General features: G+C 67.2%; 15 protein-coding genes. 4 read left to right on the forward strand and 11 right to left on the reverse strand.

What is annotated here, in order from left to right:
* Positions 1-13 precede the first annotated feature (13 nt).
* Positions 14-3,604, reverse strand: coding sequence for a chromosome segregation protein SMC (gene smc / locus JWP90_RS11680; RefSeq protein WP_297364247.1), 3,591 nt, complete (start codon positions 3,602-3,604; stop codon positions 14-16).
* Positions 3,605-3,762: 158 nt separating this feature from the next.
* Between smc and JWP90_RS11685 the strand changes: the two genes are divergently transcribed.
* Both JWP90_RS11685 and JWP90_RS11690 read left to right on the forward strand, forming a co-directional pair.
* Positions 3,763-4,035, forward strand: coding sequence for a hypothetical protein (locus tag JWP90_RS11685; protein ID WP_297364250.1), 273 nt, complete (start codon positions 3,763-3,765; stop codon positions 4,033-4,035).
* Positions 4,036-4,054: 19 nt separating this feature from the next.
* Entirely contained in the window at positions 4,055-5,140 is a 1,086-nt protein-coding gene (locus tag JWP90_RS11690; protein WP_297364253.1) for a GNAT family N-acetyltransferase, read from the forward strand.
* A 154-nt stretch (positions 5,141-5,294) separates the two neighbouring features.
* Here JWP90_RS11690 and mutM read toward each other — a convergent pair whose 3' ends face one another.
* From mutM to JWP90_RS11735, 9 genes are all read right to left on the reverse strand, one after another.
* Complete coding sequence (gene mutM, locus JWP90_RS11695) at positions 5,295-6,191, reverse strand: bifunctional DNA-formamidopyrimidine glycosylase/DNA-(apurinic or apyrimidinic site) lyase (RefSeq protein ID WP_297364256.1); 897 nt, start codon at positions 6,189-6,191, stop codon at positions 5,295-5,297.
* A complete protein-coding gene (gene rnc, locus JWP90_RS11700) occupies positions 6,175-6,873 on the reverse strand; it encodes a ribonuclease III (RefSeq protein WP_297364259.1) in 699 nt (232 codons plus the stop codon). Before rnc ends, mutM begins: the two co-directional genes overlap by 17 nt.
* Before the next feature lie 32 nt (positions 6,874-6,905).
* A complete protein-coding gene (gene rpmF / locus JWP90_RS11705; protein WP_090709330.1) occupies positions 6,906-7,109 on the reverse strand; it encodes a 50S ribosomal protein L32 in 204 nt (67 codons plus the stop codon).
* A gap of 3 nt (positions 7,110-7,112) precedes the next feature.
* Entirely contained in the window at positions 7,113-7,607 is a 495-nt protein-coding gene (locus JWP90_RS11710; protein ID WP_297364346.1) for a DUF177 domain-containing protein, read from the reverse strand.
* Positions 7,608-7,739: 132 nt separating this feature from the next.
* Positions 7,740-10,016, reverse strand: a complete 2,277-nt coding sequence (locus tag JWP90_RS11715; RefSeq protein WP_297364263.1) for a DUF3488 and transglutaminase-like domain-containing protein — start codon at positions 10,014-10,016, stop codon at positions 7,740-7,742.
* Positions 10,017-10,032: 16 nt separating this feature from the next.
* A complete protein-coding gene (locus JWP90_RS11720) occupies positions 10,033-11,310 on the reverse strand; it encodes a DUF58 domain-containing protein (RefSeq protein WP_297364268.1) in 1,278 nt (425 codons plus the stop codon).
* 62 nt (positions 11,311-11,372) lie between these two features.
* Positions 11,373-12,404, reverse strand: a complete 1,032-nt coding sequence (locus tag JWP90_RS11725) for a MoxR family ATPase (protein ID WP_297364271.1) — start codon at positions 12,402-12,404, stop codon at positions 11,373-11,375.
* Entirely contained in the window at positions 12,401-12,883 is a 483-nt protein-coding gene (gene coaD / locus JWP90_RS11730) for a pantetheine-phosphate adenylyltransferase (RefSeq protein WP_297364274.1), read from the reverse strand. Before coaD ends, JWP90_RS11725 begins: the two co-directional genes overlap by 4 nt.
* A 92-nt stretch (positions 12,884-12,975) precedes the next feature.
* Positions 12,976-15,159: an ATP-dependent DNA helicase RecG gene (locus JWP90_RS11735; RefSeq protein WP_297364277.1), complete on the reverse strand. Its 2,184-nt coding sequence runs from the start codon at positions 15,157-15,159 to the stop codon at positions 12,976-12,978.
* Positions 15,160-15,257: 98 nt separating this feature from the next.
* Here JWP90_RS11735 and rsmD point away from each other — a divergent pair, with 98 nt between their 5' ends.
* Positions 15,258-15,824, forward strand: a complete 567-nt coding sequence (gene rsmD, locus JWP90_RS11740) for a 16S rRNA (guanine(966)-N(2))-methyltransferase RsmD (protein WP_297364280.1) — start codon at positions 15,258-15,260, stop codon at positions 15,822-15,824.
* Positions 15,825-15,966: 142 nt separating this feature from the next.
* Here the strand turns inward: rsmD and thiL are convergent, their stop codons facing one another.
* Positions 15,967-16,980 carry a thiamine-phosphate kinase gene (gene thiL / locus JWP90_RS11745; RefSeq protein WP_297364283.1) on the reverse strand — a complete coding sequence of 338 codons (1,014 nt, stop codon included), beginning with the start codon at positions 16,978-16,980 and terminating at the stop codon, positions 15,967-15,969.
* A 24-nt stretch (positions 16,981-17,004) separates the two neighbouring features.
* Between thiL and JWP90_RS11750 the strand changes: the two genes are divergently transcribed.
* Positions 17,005-17,508 carry a DUF3515 family protein gene (locus JWP90_RS11750; protein ID WP_297364286.1) on the forward strand — a complete coding sequence of 168 codons (504 nt, stop codon included), beginning with the start codon at positions 17,005-17,007 and terminating at the stop codon, positions 17,506-17,508.
* Positions 17,509-17,532 lie beyond the last annotated feature (24 nt).

Raw genomic sequence — 17,532 nt, forward strand, 5'->3', positions numbered from 1 at the left:
GGGCGCCGCTCGTTCAGCCCGCCTTCTCCTCGGGCGCGGCGACGCGCTGCCCCACGACGGCTGACACGCCGTCCTGGCGCATCGAGACGCCGTAGAGGGCGTCCGCGATCTCCATCGTGCGCTTCTGATGAGTGATGACGATGAGCTGGCTGGTGCGGCGCAGATCCTCGAAGATGGTGAGCAGGCGGCCGAGGTTCGCGTCATCGAGCGCCGCCTCCACCTCATCCATGATGTAGAACGGGCTCGGCCGAGCCTTGAAGATGGCGATGAGAAGCGCGACGGCAGCGAGTGACCGTTCCCCGCCCGAGAGCAGGGACAGGCGTTCGATCTTCTTTCCGGCCGGTTTGACGCTGACCTCGATGCCCGTGGTCAGCAGGTCGGCAGGGTTTGTGAGCGAAATACTGCCGGTTCCGCCGGGGAACAGAACGGGAAACACGTCGGCGAATGCGGCTTTCGTGTCGTCGAAGGCCTCGCCGAAGATCACCTGCATCTTCTCGTCGAGCTCCTCGATGATCAACAACAGGTCCTTGCGCGTGTTACTGAGATCGGTGAGTTGCTCGGTGAGGAATACGTGGCGCTGTTCGAGGGCGGCGAATTCCTCGAGGGCGAGAGGGTTCACCCGGCCGAGTTGCGCAAATGTGCGCTCCGCTTTCTCGAGTCTCTTCTGCTGTGCGGCACGGTCATACGGGATGCCGGCGGGTAGGGCCTCCTGGTCGTCGTCCCTGTCGGATGCTGCCGGCGACTCCGCTGGCGCGGCCCCCGGCGTGGCATCGGTGCTGTCGGGAGGGACGGGGACGTCTGGGCCGTACTCGGCGACGAGGACGTCTTCGACGAGCCCGAGTTCGGATCCGGCCCGTTCAAGCAGGCTCGAGAGGTGCAGCTTTTTCTCGTAGATCTGTAGTTCGAGCCCGTGGACGTTCTCCGTGATCGCCTGCAGCCGCTCCCGCAGCGCCGCCTCGTCGCGACGGATGGCGACGAGTTCCGCGTTCTGGCTCGCGCGTTCCTGTTCAGCGCGTTCGAGGACGAGTTTCGCCTCGGCGACTGACCGGTCGACGGATGCGAGAACCGCGGGGAGCACGTCGGCGACCCCGGTGGCAGCGGCGACCTGGCGGGCTCGGATCACCGCACGACGTGCTGCCGCCTCCGCGGCGAGGCGATCTGCTTCCATCTGCTTGACCAGGTTGCTCGTTCGTTGCTCTTCGGCACGGACCCGCTCCCGCGCGGTCTCCAGCTGAAGCCGGGCCTCGAGTTCGCGTTCCCTGGCCACCTCGAGTTCGACGAGGAGGGATTCGCGGGCGGAGAGGTCGAGGATCGGGCGGGGACGCGATTGTGCGGTGTCGAGCTCTGCCCTGGCTTGCGCGGCGGCGGTCTCGGCGGCGGTGACGGCATCCTTCGACAGCGCAAATGCGGCGCTGAGCCGGTCGAACTCCGCGGTCGATGCTTCCACCTGCACGCGCGCGCGGTTGAGCCGCTCTGCCTGGGCTGCGACCTGGGAGTCGAACTCGCGGAGGGCGCTGAGCGTGTTCTTCGATTGCTCCTTGGCCGCGCTGAGCACGCCGCGGTGCTCGGCCAAGTCGAAGCGGACCGCGTCGAGCAGGGTGGTGACATCGGCGAGACGGTCGACGGCGGTGTCGCGCTCCGCGAGAAGTTCGATGCGGCCCTGCTTGCCGCCGGACCCTCCCCGCAGGACGAAATCGGTGAGCACGTCGCCCGCCCGGGTAACGAGGGTGACCGGACCGCCGAGGTCCGCCGCAGTGAGGGTAGGAACGGCTTTGCGGGCCGCGTCGACGTCTTCGGCTATGGCGAGGTGGTTCAGGATGCCCAGGATGCCGTCTGGCGCGGTGACGACGGATGCGGCGCTCTGCACGCCCGGGATTTCCGGCCAGTCGACGTTCGTTCCGGTGGCGTCGGCGATGACGACTTCGACGCGGCCCAGGTCGTTCTCTCGAGCGTGTTCCAGGGCGCGTTCCGCGGCGGCGCGATCTTCGGCGAGCACGGCGTCGGCGAGCGTGCCGAGGGCTGCGGCGATGGCCGTCTCGTACCCGGGCCGGACCTGCACCGAGTCGGCGACGACTCCGCGGATGCCATCCAGCCGGGCGGCGACGAGGTCGCTCGATCCGTCCCGAATGTCGAGGGCGCGGGACAGCGCGCTCGTCTGAGCGGCGAGCGCGTCGCGTTCCCGCTCGTGTCCGTGCAGCAGATCGCGGAGGCGTTCGATCTCTGCCTCCGCTTCGAACACCGCCGCCTGGGCGAGTTCGTAGGCTTCGTCGAGGCCGCTCTCCCCCGCATCGACGTCGCCGGCTGATTCCTCGACCTCGTCGAGCTGCTGCTGGGCCGCGCGGCGGCGATCGGTTGCGGCATCGAGGGCGTTTTCCTGGCGGAGCCGTTCGCCTCGGACAGCGGCGAGGCGGGATGCGGCGGTCTCGGCCTGCCCGGTCAATTTCGTGATCTCGAGGTCGTGACGCGAGACGAGGGCGCTTTGGGCGGCGATCTCCGTGTCGACCGCGTCGAGCCGGCTGCGCGCTGCCGCCGTGCCCGCTTGCGCGCGCTGCCACGCGCTCTCCGCGGTTGCGATCGTCTCTGTGAGCCGCGCCACCTCGGCGTGCGCGTCGTCGACCATCGACCGGGTGACGCTGGGGCCGGCATCCTGCGCATCTCCCTGCGAGCCGAGAAGCGCGAGCCGCTGGTTGGCGAGAGTGAAGAGGTTTCGGAGCCGTTCCTGGGCGGATTCGAGCGCGAAGCTCGTGCGGCGGGCGCTGTCGACGGCGTCGCCGACCTGCGCCTGCTCGATGCGGGCGATGCGGAGCTGTTTCTGCTCGAGTTGCTCCTGCAGCACGATCCGCTCGGTGCGACGTTCGCTCTCGGTCCGGCCGTGGTCGTCGAGCGCACGACGAAGCGCGACGACGTCGTCGGCAAGGATGCGGGCCCGCGCGTCGCGGACGATCGCCGCGATGGTCTGCGCCTCGCGGGCCACCTCCGCCTGACGGCCGAGCGGCTTGAGCTGACGGCGGATCTCACCCGCGAGGTCGCTGAGCCTGGTCAGGTTGGTCTGCATGGCGTCAAGCTTGCGCAGGGTCTTCTCCTTGCGCCGGCGGTGCTTGAGGATTCCGGCCGCTTCCTCGATGAATCCACGGCGTTCCTCGGGGCTGGCGCGCAGTACGGCATCCAGCTGGCCCTGCCCCACGATGACGTGCATCTCACGGCCGAGCCCTGAGTCGCTGAGTAGCTCCTGAACGTCCAGGAGCCGGCAGTTCTCCCCGTTGATCGCGTAGTCACTGCCCCCGTTGCGGAACAATGTTCGCGAGATCGTGACCTCGGTGTAGTCGATCGGAAGCGCCCCGTCGGAGTTGTCGATCGTGAGCAGAACCTGGGCGCGACCGAGCGGTCCGCGCGTCGACGTGCCGGCGAAGATGACGTCTTCCATCTTGCCGCCGCGCAGGGTTTTCGCGCCCTGCTCCCCCATCACCCAGGCGAGCGCGTCGACGACATTGGACTTACCTGAGCCGTTCGGACCGACGACGCAGGTGACGCCGGGTTCGAAGGCGAAGGTGGTCGGTTGCGCGAACGACTTGAAGCCCTTGAGGGTGAGGCTCTTCAAATACACGCGCGGCCTTTCGGACTATCGGGGGTGCCGGCTGGGATGGCGGGGCTCCGCCCCTACGGTACCGGCCATCAGCGACATCCCTTGTTTCGCGCGCCGACGCCACCGAGATCGATAGCAGGTGACGCAACTCCCACTCGCAGAAATGTGAAGGAAAGACCATGGCGAACGTCGTGTTCGTGACCTGGGATGGCGGCGGGAACCTCCCGCCGGCCTTCGGCATCGCCGCTGACCTTGCCGTGCGCGGAGACTTCGTGCAATTCCTGGGAGACGCGGGCCAGCGCCATCCGCACCTCCGACTCGGCAGCACGCGGCGCCGACGCGATTCACCGGCGTGCGGCGGTGTCGCTCGCGTCCTGACGGCGTCGATGGCGGCTGGTCACCGGAGTCTCTCTTTCGCTAAGCTGGTCGGCTGCCCGGATGCGGGAGGCTGACACGATCTCTGGAGCTGCCATGAGCGCCGACTTTGTCGACGGGCTGACCATTCACGAGTTCTCCATCCCGGAGAGCCTCGAGGCCGAGGGCGGCGATGACTTCGCCGAGATGGTGGCCATGCGGAACGCGATCGAGGCCGAGATCCTCGGAACCGATGACCTCGATGCGACGGCGAAGGAATTGCTGCCGTTCTACCAGGACGCCTTCGCACCGAAACGCTTGTTCCTCGCCCGCATCGACGGGAGGATCGTCGGTCGAGGCGTCTACGAATGGCAGTTGGAGGAGGGCGCGCCGGCCGCGTTCATTGAAGTTCAGGTGGCCGAACCCGTTCGACGGCGTGGGGTGGGCACGTCGCTGCTCAGGGTGCTCGAAGCCACCGCCGCGGCTGACGGGTTCCGCGTGATCCAGTCGTGGAGTTCACACCCGCCTGCGGCCACCGACGATGTTCTCGTGCCGCCGACCGGTTTCGGGGCGATCGACAGCAACTCAGCCGCCGCGCGGTTCGCTCGGTCGCACGGGTATCAGCTCGAGCAGGTGGACCGCATATCACGGATCGATTTGCCGGTCGACTCTGCGCTCCTCGCCCGCAGGAAGACGGATGCCGCTTCGCACGCCGCGGGGTACGAAGTCCTCCAGTGGGTGGGCAGTTGCCCCGAGGAATGGCTCAGCGACATGGCGCGATTGCACCAGCGGATGTCGACGGATGCCCCGATGGCCGCCATCGAGTTCGCCGAAGAGCAGTGGGACGAGGCGCGCGTGAGGAACCTCGACGACATGAACGCGGCCGGCGGGAGGGTGAACCTCACCTCCGCCGCACTGCACCGGGAGCCGAACCGGCTCGTGGGGTTCACCGATCTCGCCCTGCCCGAGGTGGAGGGGCGGCCGGCCGGCCAGGGCGACACGCTTGTTCTCAAGGAGCACCGCGGGCACCGCCTCGGCACGCTGCTCAAGGTCGCGAACCTCGAGCTGCTGATGCGCGTCTCACCGGCCACCCCGCGCGTGACGACGTATAACGCGGAGGAGAATCGCCCGATGCTCGACGTCAATGAGGCGGTCGGTTTCGTACCGGTGGGCTATGAGGCAGCGTGGAAGAAGACAGTTTGAGTTCTTGCGGAGCGTTCGTGCAGGTGCACGCGCCCGGTCGCCCCCAGCGGCTCGATTTGCCACAAGAGGCCGCCTCACTCGACGCCTGACGACATTTTGCCCGAACTCAACGCTCCAGTGACCGGGACGACGATGTCTGGCGACTCCCCGCCGCTCAGCGGCGGCGCTGGCAACGCGGGCAGAAGTGCGACGAGCGGTTCATGAACTTCTCCCGCCGGATCGCCGTGCCGCAGCGCATACAGGGCTGGCCCTGCCTGCCGTACGCATTGAGGCTGTGGGCGAAGTACCCGGATACCCCATTCACGTTCACGTACTGCGCGTCGAAGCTCGTACCGCCCTCGGCCAGTGCCTTGGCGAGCACGGCTCGGATCTCCGCGAGCAGCACCACCGCACGGCGACCGGAGAGCGTCGCCGACTGCTGCTCGTAATGGACCTTCGCTGCCCACAGTGCCTCATCGGCGTAAATGTTGCCGATGCCCGAGATGAGGGTCTGATCGAGCAGCGCCCGCTTGATTCCTGTCGCCTTGCGCCCGAGCACCCCAACAAACCGCCCGTCGTCGAACGCCGGATCGAGCGGGTCGCGGGCGATGTGAGCGACCTGGCTGGGTACGAGTGCTGGGCCGACGACGGCGCCGGAGAACCCGCCAGGAAAGCCGTCGCCGGTGGGAAGCATCCTGTCGACGGCCATGCCGCCGAAGATGCGCTGGTCGACGAAGTTGACCAGCAGCTCGCCGTGGTCCGGCGACTCGATACCGATGCGGATCCTCGTCAGCCGGTCGTCCACACCGGGCGCCCGCAACAGCATCTGGCCGCTCATTCCGAGGTGGGTGACGAGTGCTGTGCCGTTCTCGAGCGGGAACCAGAGGAATTTTCCGCGCCGGACGGCAGCGAGAATCCGGCGCCCCTCGAGGACGTCGATGAACGTTCCGGATGCCGCGTCGTGGCGTCTCAGGGAGCGGGAGTCGAGAACATCGACGCCGGTGATGAGGGCGCCGGTCACGGCGGGTTCAAGGCCGGCGCGAACGACCTCGACCTCAGGGAGTTCGGGCACTCAGCTCGGTCCACGCTGTCAGCGCCGCGGCCATCTCGGCATGCTTCTTGCTCGAACCCTGCCCGACGGCGGTCACCAGGTCGCCGACGGTGACCGTGGCGACGAAGACACGGTCGTGGTCGGGTCCTGAGCTCTTCATCGTGTACACGGGCACGGGAGCGTGATGCGCGGCAGCCGCTTCCTGGAGGCTCGTCTTCGGATCCATCGCAGCGCCGAACCGTGCGGGGTCGGCGAGCAGCGGTTCGACCAGCCGCAGTACCAGGGCGCTGGCGGTGTCGAGTCCCTGGTCGAGATACACGGCACCGATCAGCGCTTCCATGGTGTCGGCGAGGATCGAGGCCTTCTCCCGGCCACCGGTGAGTTCCTCGCCGCGGCCAAGACGGAGGTAGCTGCCGAGCCCGATGGTGTGGGCGATCTCGGCCAGCGCCACGGTCGAGACGACACTGGCGCGCATCTTCGCGAGGGCCCCTTCGGGAAGATCCGGATTCTCCCGGTAGAGCTTCTGCGTGACTGACAGGCCGAGCACGGAGTCACCGAGAAACTCGAGGCGCTCGTTGTGCGGAATGCCGCCGTTTTCGTACGCGAAAGAGCGGTGGGTGAGCGCATGCTCAAGCACCGCCGGGTTAAGTGACACACCGAGGGTCGCCAGAAGCGGCCCTCGGTCTGTCGAACTGTCCGCCATCAGTTTCGATGCAGGGTCAGCGACGCCGCAGACTAGACGTCGGCGACCTTGCGGCCCTTGTATTCCATGAAGAGTGCCGTGCCGGCGGAGTCTTCGACAACCTTGGCGCGGTGCGGCAGGCTGTAGGTGGTCTTGCCGTTCTCAACGGTCTTGACCAGGGTCGGGGCTTCGGCCTTCCACTGTGCACGGCGTGCACGGGTAGAGGCTCGTGACATTTTGCGCTTCGGAACAGCCATGTCTTATCTCTCTTCTTTGCTTACAGCATCCGAGTTGTCGGAGCCTGGGTCTGGGGTAAACCCGGCGAGCGCGGACCAGCGAGGATCGACGGTCTCTTGGGGTTTTCTGTCCGGGTTTTCTGCCAGCCGCTCGCCGGTCTCTGGGTCGAGTCCGGGGCAATCTGGCTGGCATACCGGCTGAAACGGCAGCGACAAAACCACTGCGTCTCTGATGAGAGGTTCAAGATCCACGTGGTCATCGTGAACCTCGTAGTCAGAGGCTTCGCTCTCAGAGTACGCGAAAAGTTCCTGAAACTCGACTTGGACACCCTGGGTAATGTCAATAAGGCATCTTCCGCACACGCCGGCGGCGACCGTTTCGATCTCTGCGGTGACGAGGACGCCCTCGTGGACGGACTCCAGCCGGACCCTCTGATGGATCGGAGTGCCTTCGCGGACGGCGACGAGGCCCTCCCCGAACTGCTCGGGGGCGGGAACGACGAGGTCATGTTCGCGCATCTCTCCCGGTCGCCGCACCAGGTCGCGGATATTGACCGCGAACGGCAGCTTCTTGTATTTACTCACACCCACGATTCTATCGCGCACTGAAGGGCGCACCTGCGTACCCGCTGAATCGGCGGGAAAGGCGGATCAGGCCGGCTCGGGAACCCTGCCGCGGTATACCGGGGACAGAACGGATGCAGGTGCGATCGTGGCTCGGACCCGGTCCATGAATCCGGCACGCCGACGCAGTGCGCCGGTCACTGTTTCGGTGTTGGCCGCGAGACTCGGCCCGACCAGTCGAAGGGTGGCCCGGTCCGGATCGGCGAACCTCACGCGTTCGACCGCGTCGAGCAGCGAGGCAAGCGCCTTCTCTTCCTGGGTCGTGAACGCGGATCGGCTGGAAAGGGCGGCGGAGAAAGCCCGCGGCGTGTCGGCCTCGCTGACGGGCATCCCATAATCCTGGGCGGCATCTGATATCTCCCGCCACGCCGTCACCGGTCCCGCCCGGCCCGAGTGCAGCGCACGTGTACGGGAGCGTCTGCGGGACGCTCGGAGGAGTCCAGGCGAACCGAGGAGAAGGAGAAAGAACAGGGCGGCGCTGGTGAGCAGTTCGGCGGGAGGCTCTACCGCTCCTTCTCCTGTGGAGGATGTCGTCGACGGCGGGAGGACAGGCGCCTGGTCTCCCTGTGCGCGTTCGCTCGTCCGTGCGTCCTGCACATTGCGTCCGTCCGCGCCCGAGGACTGGGGGCGCGCATAGTCGGGCACGACGCCGCGGCCAGGAGTGGGCTCGAACGGGACCCAGCCGACACCGCTGAAATACAGTTCGGGCCAGGAGTGCAGGTCGTCTGTTCCGACCGTGTAGGTGAGCCTGGATTCCGCACCGACAACCCGGTCGCCGGGCAGGTAGCCGAGCGAAACGCGGGCGGGGATGCCTGCCATCCGGGACAGGACCGCCATCGCTGAAGCGAAGTGCACACAGTATCCGCTCTTCTTCTCCAGGAACGTCGCGATCACGTCGAACCCGTCGCCGTCGTATCCGTCATCGACAGGCGCCTCGAGCGAATAGAGGAACGGGGAACCCCGGAGGTACTGCTGGATGGCGAACGCCGTGTCATAGGCGTTGTCGGTCTCGGCGGTGATCGCGGCGAGAGTCTCGGTCAGGATCGGGGGGATATCTTCGGGAAGTGCGAGGAAGCGGTCGACGTTCGGAGGGACCTCTGGCTGCGCGGCGATGAGCTGCTCCCGCGTGGGCTGGATCAGGACACTTTCGGCGATGTAGCTCTGGCCACCGGCACCGGACAGCCTGCTCGACAGCGTCAGCCCTTCCATGTCCCACATCCACCGCCCTTCCGCGCCGACGACCCGCACGCTGGGGAACGGCACAGGCAGCCACGGCGCCACCATGCCGTCGACCTGCACGGTGGTCGTCGTCGGCTCGGTCAGAATCTCATCAGAGAGACCGGGCACGTCCATCAGGGTGCCCGGCTCGTTCAGCTCGCGCACCCTGTCGTTTCCTGCCGACCACGTCGTGCCGTTGAACTCGTCAAGAGTCAGCAGCCGGAAGTACAAGGATTCATCGGTGGACGTCGTATAGGAGAACTGCTGGGCGCCGCCCGGGCGGCGAAGATCCTTCCCCAGGTCGACGAGCGGGCTCACTCCTCGGCCGAAAACGGAGCCTCCGCCGGAGGGAATCAGGCTCTCGCCGTTGTACCCAGGCGCCGCAGCAGCGAAGAGAAGCGACCCGATCACCGTGAGAGCGCCGATGCCGAGAACCCCTGACGGCCGTGACGTCGACAACCGCCGCACCCTGGTGTCCGTCCAGAGCACCAGAAGGAACGCAGCTCCGCACAGAGCGAGGGCCACGAGGTTGATGTGGCCGTTCACGAACCCCGGGACGAGGGCGATGGCGACCGCAGGGAAGCCGACAACAGCAGCCATCCGTCCGGCGACAGCTACCGCGTCGAGCAGGAGCGCGAAGGCCCCAGCCCCGATCGCGAGGATGAAACGGATGCCCATGTCCGCTTCGGCGGGTGTGCCCTGTCGCGCGATCGACCGAAGACCGTCCCTACCCAGTTCAACGAACACACCGGGCGTGTCGAAGGTGGGCAGCACGAGCACGAACGATGCGTCCGGGGCGAAGAAGAGGATGAGAAGGCCCAGCCAGACGACGGCGCCCACGATCGTGGCAACCCAGGTGCGCACCCCCAAGGACCGTGCCGCTGCAGCAGACGCGAGCACAACAGTGCCCAGGACCGCGATGCCGAGCCACCAGGACGCCCCGGCGAGAAGCGGGCTGAGGGTCGAGACCGTGACGAGGTAAAGGAGGATCAATGCCCAGCTCATCGGCCAGAGGCGGTGTGCGCGGGAGCGGCGTTCGGCGTGGTCGCCGCCAACGGGTGCCGCGGTGCCGCTGCGGGACGTCACGTCTGGTCGAGGCGGGCTAAGAACGGACATGAGACTCCGGCTTTCCTACCGCGGCCGATTTCCTGAAGGCGACGCGGGTCCACGCCGACTCGACACTCGTTTGCTCGTCGGTGAGCGCGGTGCGCCAGCCGGCATCCGCGAGCGTGCGTACCTCGTCGAAGTTGGGACGGGCCGTGGAACCGCCCGTTCTGGTGAGGAACACGACCGCGGGATCGGCGTTGACCTTGGTAGCGACGAGACCGCGCGCGCCGAGCGGTGAAAGCCGTCCAAGGATCGCGAAGACCGGCATGACGCTGCCTGTACGCCGGATCACGGGGTGCAGCCCTGCGCTGACGTCGTAGAGGTCCGGGACGCTGAACCGTTCGGTCTGGGCGAGGATGTCGAGCAACCCGCCCGGGTCACTCGACGCGATGCGGGAAATCCGGTAAGGCACCGTCCCGTCGGCGGAGGGGGCGGCATCCGTCGCACTTTCGATGAGGGAGACCGCATACCCGGCGTCGAGCAGATGGATGCCAAGCGAGGCGGCAAGTTCGACCATACGCTCGAAGTGCGCTGGCGAAGTCGCGCCAACCGCCTGGTTCTTCACCGCGAACGACGTGTCGAGGAGCAATGCCGCTTCGGGGTCACCCTCCTGCTCCTCCTGTCGCACCATGAGCTCTCCACGCCGCGCTGTCTGCCTCCAGTGCACCCGGCGGAGCGGGTCACCCGCGCGGTACTCGCGGGCGATCAGTTCGTCGGCGCGTTGCGTGGTGAGCATATTGAGGTCATGCTGCGCACCGTCGCCGCTCGACGACCGGAGACCGGCGTCTGCGAGCACCGTGACCCGGGGAGTGACGGTCAGCGGCTGGGGGCCGGCGATCCGTCGTTCGGTGGTGACGAGCCCGAACGGGTCACCGTGAGTGACCCGCAGTGGTCCGATGAGGAAGCGCCCGCGGTGAGCCGACCGGAGTTCGTACTCGAGCAGGGCGCGATAGCCGCGGACACTTCCCGGCAACTTACGTGGCAGTTCGCCCCTCGGCACTCGCGCGAACACGGGCGGCACGTCATCACGCCAGGACGCGATCGCGGAGATGTCGTCATCCCGCGTCTCGACGATGGTCCGCACAAGAGCCGGTTCACCCACGGAGACGGAAGCGGGCGAGAACGTGCGGGTGGCCATGAGGCGGGGGCGGTGCGTGCGCACGTAGACGGCAGACCCGGTGAACAGCAGAATCAGGAACAGGAAGAGAAAAAGACCTTCGCGTCTGTCGATGACCGTGGCCGCAACGAGAACAGCCGTTGCCACGATCAACACGCCCCAGCCTCGCGCGGTTGGATGAACGGCGCGGAATCGGCCTGGCTGGGCGGCGCGCATGGTTACCTCGTGTTCGACGGCGGGACTACCGCTGTTTCGAGGATGCCGCGAATCAGGTCGGCGATGAGGTCATCGCTGCGCTGGTGGTGACCGAGTGCCCTGCTGGTCGGCATGAGGCGGTGACCGAGCACGGGAAGGGCGAGTTCATCGATGTCGTCCGGAAGCACAAAATCGCGTCCCGACACGAGCGAAAGCGCCTTGGCCGCCCGCACGAGTTGCAGCGTCGCCCGTGGGCTCGCCCCGAGACGGAGATCCGGGTGTGAACGGGTGGCGCGGACGATACCGACTGCGTACTCTTTCACGCTCGCCGAGACGTACACGTTGCGCACCGAAATCATCATGCGCTGGAGCGACGCCCCGGAGACGACCGGTTCGAGAGTCGACAACGGGTTGGACGTGTCGCGGGTGGTGAGCATGCTCAGCTCAGAGGTTTCGTCTGGGTACCCCATGGAGATCCGTGCCATGAACCGGTCGCGCTGGGCTTCGGGCAGCGCGTACGTGCCTTCCATCTCGATGGGGTTCTGCGTCGCGATGACCGTGAACGGGCTGGACAACGGATATGTGGAACCGTCGACGGTGACCTGGCGTTCCTCCATGCACTCCAGGAGAGCAGACTGGGTCTTCGGCGATGCCCGGTTGATCTCGTCGCCGATGACGATATTCGCGAAGACAGCGCCTGGCTTGAATTCGAAACGACGGTCAGCCTGGTTGTAGACGGAAATTCCTGTGACGTCGCTCGGCAGCAGGTCCGGGGTGAACTGGATCCGGCTCACCGTCGCGTGAATGCTCCTCGCCAGTGCCTTGGCGAGCATCGTCTTTCCGACACCGGGGACGTCCTCGATGAGGAGGTGTCCTTCGGCAAGCAGGACGGTCAGTGCGGTCCGCACCGCACCATGTTTGCCGTCGATCACCGACTCGACGTTACGGACGATGTCGCCGGCGAGCCGGTGTGCCTCAGCGGTGGGCAGCCCCACCGCATCGTCGACGAAGCCGGATGAGCCGTCCGTCGGGGCATGGGTGGGCAGGCTGGTCATGATCTCTTGAGGAAGTCGGCCACAGCGGCGGGAACATAGGGGCTGACGTCGCCGCCCAGACCGGACACCTGCCGCACGAGCGAACTGGACACGTGGGCGTGGGCAGGATCAGGCAGCATGAAGATCGTCTCGACGCCGGCCAGGTGCCTGTTCACGATCGCCATCGGTGTTTCGTAGGCGACGTCGACCTGCGAACGGATCCCCTTCACCAGAACGGAAGCTCCGACGTCTGTCGCGTAGTCCACAAGGAGCCCCACGCTCCACGAGGCGACGACGATGTTGCCTGGAGAACCGGCATCCTGAATCGACGTCTCCAGAAGGGAGACTCGCTCGGCGATCGGCAGCAGCGCCGTCTTGGCCGGGTTGTGCACGACCAGGACGTGAAGTTCGTCGAACATTCCAGCGGCGCGAACGATGACGTCCAGATGACCCAGGGTGACAGGGTCAAATGAGCCCGGAACGACGGCGATCCTTTGCATTCCTCAAGCCTAGCGGGCGCATCAATCACGAAGCCATGACAGACAGAAAACGGTCAGGCTCTGCTGGACGCCCGTTCGGGTGTGATGGGAACTCAGTTTTTTGACAGAGCTGCGCGAGCGGATGCATCGACACGGTGCTCGAGCGCCGCACGAAGTGCTGGGTGCTCGGACAGTGCGGGGTCGGAATCGAGCACAGCTGCCGCCTCGGAGCGTGCCAGGCTGATGAGATCGCCGTCGTGGGCGACGCGGAGTAGTTTGAGCGAAGAACGACCGCCGGACTGGGCGCTGCCGAGAACGTCGCCCTCCTGCCGGAGTTCGAGGTCGACCTGCGCGAGCTCGAAGCCGTCGAGGGTGGCGGCGACGGCATCCACACGTTCACGCGCGATGCTGCCGGGCTCGGCGGCTGTGACGAGCAGGCACAGCCCGGGCAGGCTGCCCCGCCCGACCCGGCCGCGCAGCTGGTGCAGTTGTGATACCCCGAACCGGTCAGCATCCAGGACGACCATCGCCGCCGCGTTCGGCACGTCGACACCCACCTCGATCACCGTGGTGGCCACCAGGATGTCGATACCGCCTGCCGCGAACTGCCGCATGATCGAATCCTTCTCATCGCTCGGCATCCGGCCGTGAAGCGACGCCAGCCGGAGGGAACGGGTCGCCTCGATCGACGAGAGTTCCGTAAGAGTGCCGACGACGGTGGCGCGGGGCCGCTCCGGCGATTCCGGGGTCGCGACCGTTTCGCCCTCTACGGGTGGCTCACCGTCGTCTTCCGGCTCACCCACGTCGATGGCCGGACAGACGACGAAGGCCTGCCTGCCCGCGGCCACCTCCTCGGAGAGCCGGGCCCACGCCCGGGAAATCCACGCCGGATGATCGACGAGCCCGACCACGAACGTCTCGATCCCCGCCCGGCCTGCGGGCAGCTCGCGGATGGTACTCACGTCGAGATCGCCGAACACCGTCATCGCGACGGTGCGCGGAATGGGCGTGGCCGTCAGGACGAGCACGTGCGGAGGCCGGGTGCCCTTCTGCCGAAGCGTCTCCCGCTGCTCGACGCCGAAACGGTGCTGCTCGTCGACCACGATGAGGCCGAGATCGTAGAAGGTCACGCTTTCGCTCAGCAGCGCGTGGGTACCGATGACGATCTTCGCCTGGCCACTCACGATCCTCAACATGGCACGCCTGCGCTCGGCGACGGGCATCTGCCCGGTGAGCAGGGTCGGCATGAGACGGGCCGCGAGGTCGGGGCCGAGCGACTTCACGATCGACCGGAGGTGCTGGCCTGCGAGGACTTCCGTCGGCGCGAGGATTGCTGCCTGGCCGCCCGATTCGGCGACGGTCAGCATGGCCCGCAGCGCGACGAGCGTCTTCCCTGAGCCGACCTCGCCCTGTACCAGACGGTTCATCGGCACCGATTGCCCCAGATCCCGGGCGATCTCAGCGCCCACCAGCTTCTGATCACCCGTGAGAGTGAACGGCAGGGCTGCGTCGAAGCGTTCGAGCAGGCCATCCGGTGCCGCGATCCTCGGGGTGGTTTCCTCGAGTTTCGCGAGCTGTCGTTGTTGGAGCAGCGCGGCTTGCAGGAGGAACGCCTCCCGATGACGGAGGGTGTCACGGGCGACGTGCGCGTCGGCATCCGTTTTGGGGCGATGGATTCGTTCAAGCGCTTCGCCGTAGCTGAGGAGGTTCTCGCGGGTACGGACCTCGTCTGGGATCGGGTCCGGAAGCGGCCCGAGCCCATCAAGCACGACTGCCATGGCCTTCGCCACCTGCCAGCTCGCGACACTCGCGGTGGCCGGGTAGATCGGAATCGGCGTCATCGCCCAGGAACGGGCGGCGTCGGCGCTCGTGCTCTTCTCGGCGGCTTCGAAGAGTTCATAATCGGGGTGGGCGAGCTGGAGCACGCCTTTGTAATCGCCCACCTTGCCTGCGAAGATGCCGCGAACGCCGGGCGCGAGTTCCTTCGATCGCCAGGTCTGGTTGAAGAAGGTGAGGACGAGGATTCCCTGGCCGTCGGTGATCCGGACTTCGAGGATCGACCCGCGCCGTGCCTTCATCGGCCGTTCCTGCACGGTGAGAACCTCAGCAACGATGGTGACGCTCTCGCCGACCGGGATCCGGTTCAGCGCTGTCAGTTCGCCGCGTTTCGCATAGCGGCGCGGGTAATGCTCGAGGAAGTCGCCGACAGTCACCACGCCGAATGCCCGCTTGAACGCGGCGGCGGTCCGCCCTCCGAGCACACCGTCGAGCTTGGTGGCGGTGGGGTCGGTCGGCATACGTCGAGTCTAAGCATCACCACCGACGGGTCGAGCCGATGACCGGTCCCCTTCACGGCGCGCCTCGGGGCCGTCGTTGCACCGGTACTGTTGGGCGGGTGACGAGAATCGTGTCCGGGTTCGCCGGGTCCCTGGCCCTGAAAGTGCCGAAGTCCGGAACCCGGCCGACAAGCGACCACGTGCGTGAGGCGATGTTCTCAGCGCTCGAGGCTCGGGATGCGGTGGACGGCGCGCAGGTTCTCGACCTGTACGCCGGTTCGGGAGCTCTCGGTCTCGAAGCTGCGAGCCGCGGGGCCTCTGAGGTGGTCCTCGTAGAACGGGCGGCGAGCGCTGCCGCGGTGTGCCGCAGCAACGCGCTCGCGGTACAGAAGGCGTCGCCGGGCAAGCTGACCGTGACGGTGGCCGCACGCTCCGTGCAGAGCTACCTCGACTCAGCCGTCGGCACCTTCGACCTCGTTTTTCTGGACCCGCCGTACGACCTTCCCGACGCCGAGCTCACGACGAACCTGGCGACGCTTCCCCGCATCCTGTCGCAGGACGCCCTCGTGGTCGTCGAACGGAGCTCCAGGACGCCAGAGCCAGCCTGGCCGGCCACGCTCACTCCAGTGCGTTCGAAGAAATACGGCGAGACCATGGTGTGGTGGGCGGTGCCGGCCGCCGAATAGCGCTCCTGTTAGCTCGGACCACGGACGCGCTTGCCCTCGTGCGCAGAACTCCGCCAATCCCAGGGCTCAGCGGCCCCGAACCGGCTGTGCTCCCCCACCCCGCCTGACACCCCGGCCGATCCGGCGGAGTTACGCGCACCGCTCAACCGGTGCGGCCGTCCCAGCCGACGTACGGGTCCCATCCGAGCACTCCGCCGACGGCTTGCCCGTCGAGCGACACGCCGCTTCCGGCGAGGACCCTGCCGATCAGCCTGAACCCGTCGGGAAGCTCGGTGTCCGGTCCGAAGGTGGCGAGCAGAGCGTGGTCTTCTCCCCCGCGCAGTGCCGATTCCGCATCCTCGCCGAGCGCGTCCCGGTGCAGGTCGATGCGGACAGCGCTGGCACGGGCGATCCGGGCTGCGTCGAGCGCGAGGCCGTCCGAGACGTCGAGCATGGCGGTGGCACCGGCGACGGCCGCGTCCACCCCCGAGGAGATCGGCGGTGTCGGAGCCAGTTGCATTCCCACGAGGCGCGGTTCGCGGGCGCGCAGGGCAGCAGCCGCAGCCGCATCCGGGTTGCCGTTCACGTCGACCCCCTCCTCGAACAGCAGGCGTAGCCCGGCGGCGGCGACGCCCGCGTTCCCGGCGAGGGCGACGACATCACCGACCCTCGCTCCGCTCCGCAGCACGGGAGACCGACCCTCGAGATCCCCGAACGCGGTCACCACGAGGGTGAGGGTGTCCGAGACGGACATGTCTCCCCCGACGACTCCGCAGCCCGGCGCCAGGAGCGCGCAGGCGTCGCGCAGACCCGCCGAAATGCCTTCGAGGACGCTGACCGGAGTATTCGGGGTCGCGGCGATGGCCACGACGAGGCCCGTCGGCCTCGCACCCATGGCGGCTACGTCGGCAAGGTTCGACGCGGCAGCTTTCCAGCCGAGGTCGTGCGGCTGCGACCAGGCCAGCCGGAAGTCCGGGCCGTGGACCATCATGTCCGTCGTGACGACGAAGCGTCCATCAGGGGCAGCGAGCACTGCGGCATCATCCCCCGGGCCGAGAAGCTGGCTGTCGGCGACGGGGAGCAGCGGAAAGATGCGGTCGAGCACCGCCAACTCGTGCAGATCGCCCACCGTGTCGAATTCGGGGCGCCGTTCAGGCTTCTCAGGGCTCTCGATCATGCGTTCAACGGTAGCCTGAGAGTGATGTCCTCCCGCACCGCGCTTCGCTCCCTCGCCCGCACCACAGTTCTCGTCGCCCTCGCGACGACGCTGCTTACGGGTTGTGTCCAGGCCGTGCCGCTCCAGCCGGCCGATAATGCGAACGACCCGGCATGCGCCGATGTGATCGTGCGCCTGCCCGACACGGTCGCTGACAAGCCCAAGCGTGAAACAACAGCCCAGGCGACCGGTGCCTGGGGCGATCCGGCTGCTGTTCTTCTGCACTGCGGTGTTACCGTTCCTGGTCCGACGACCGATACCTGCATCGCCCTCAACGGCGTCGACTGGATCGCCGACGAGTCCGAGGCGGCCGAGGACACCTACCGATACACGACCTACGGGCGTGACCCAGCCGTCGAGGTGGTCATCAACGCGGATCCCGACACGGGCGGCGTCTCCGGCACGACCGCACTGATCGACCTCACGTCGGCGGTCCAGGTGGTCCCGGCCACGTCGGCGTGCCTTGCGCCGGGAGACGTCATCGAATAGTTCCCGCTCGCCACCGGTTGAGCA

Source organism: Mycetocola sp. (assembly GCF_025464835.1).
GTDB lineage: Bacteria > Actinomycetota > Actinomycetes > Actinomycetales > Microbacteriaceae > Mycetocola_A.

Bases quoted from the DNA above. Each gene is read 5' to 3' on its own strand.
- JWP90_RS11685 (WP_297364250.1), top strand. From the start codon at position 3,763: ATGGCGAACGTCGTGTTCGTGACCTGGGATGGCGGCGGGAACCTCCCG.
- JWP90_RS11690 (WP_297364253.1), top strand. From the start codon at position 4,055: ATGAGCGCCGACTTTGTCGACGGGCTGACCATTCACGAGTTCTCCATC.
- rnc (WP_297364259.1), bottom strand. From the start codon at position 6,873: ATGGCGGACAGTTCGACAGACCGAGGGCCGCTTCTGGCGACCCTCGGT.
- rpmF (WP_090709330.1), bottom strand. From the start codon at position 7,109: ATGGCTGTTCCGAAGCGCAAAATGTCACGAGCCTCTACCCGTGCACGC.
- JWP90_RS11710 (WP_297364346.1), bottom strand. From the start codon at position 7,607: ATGCGCGAACATGACCTCGTCGTTCCCGCCCCCGAGCAGTTCGGGGAG.
- JWP90_RS11725 (WP_297364271.1), bottom strand. From the start codon at position 12,404: ATGACCAGCCTGCCCACCCATGCCCCGACGGACGGCTCATCCGGCTTC.
- coaD (WP_297364274.1), bottom strand. From the start codon at position 12,883: ATGCAAAGGATCGCCGTCGTTCCGGGCTCATTTGACCCTGTCACCCTG.
- JWP90_RS11735 (WP_297364277.1), bottom strand. From the start codon at position 15,159: ATGCCGACCGACCCCACCGCCACCAAGCTCGACGGTGTGCTCGGAGGG.
- thiL (WP_297364283.1), bottom strand. From the start codon at position 16,980: ATGATCGAGAGCCCTGAGAAGCCTGAACGGCGCCCCGAATTCGACACG.
- JWP90_RS11750 (WP_297364286.1), top strand. From the start codon at position 17,005: ATGTCCTCCCGCACCGCGCTTCGCTCCCTCGCCCGCACCACAGTTCTC.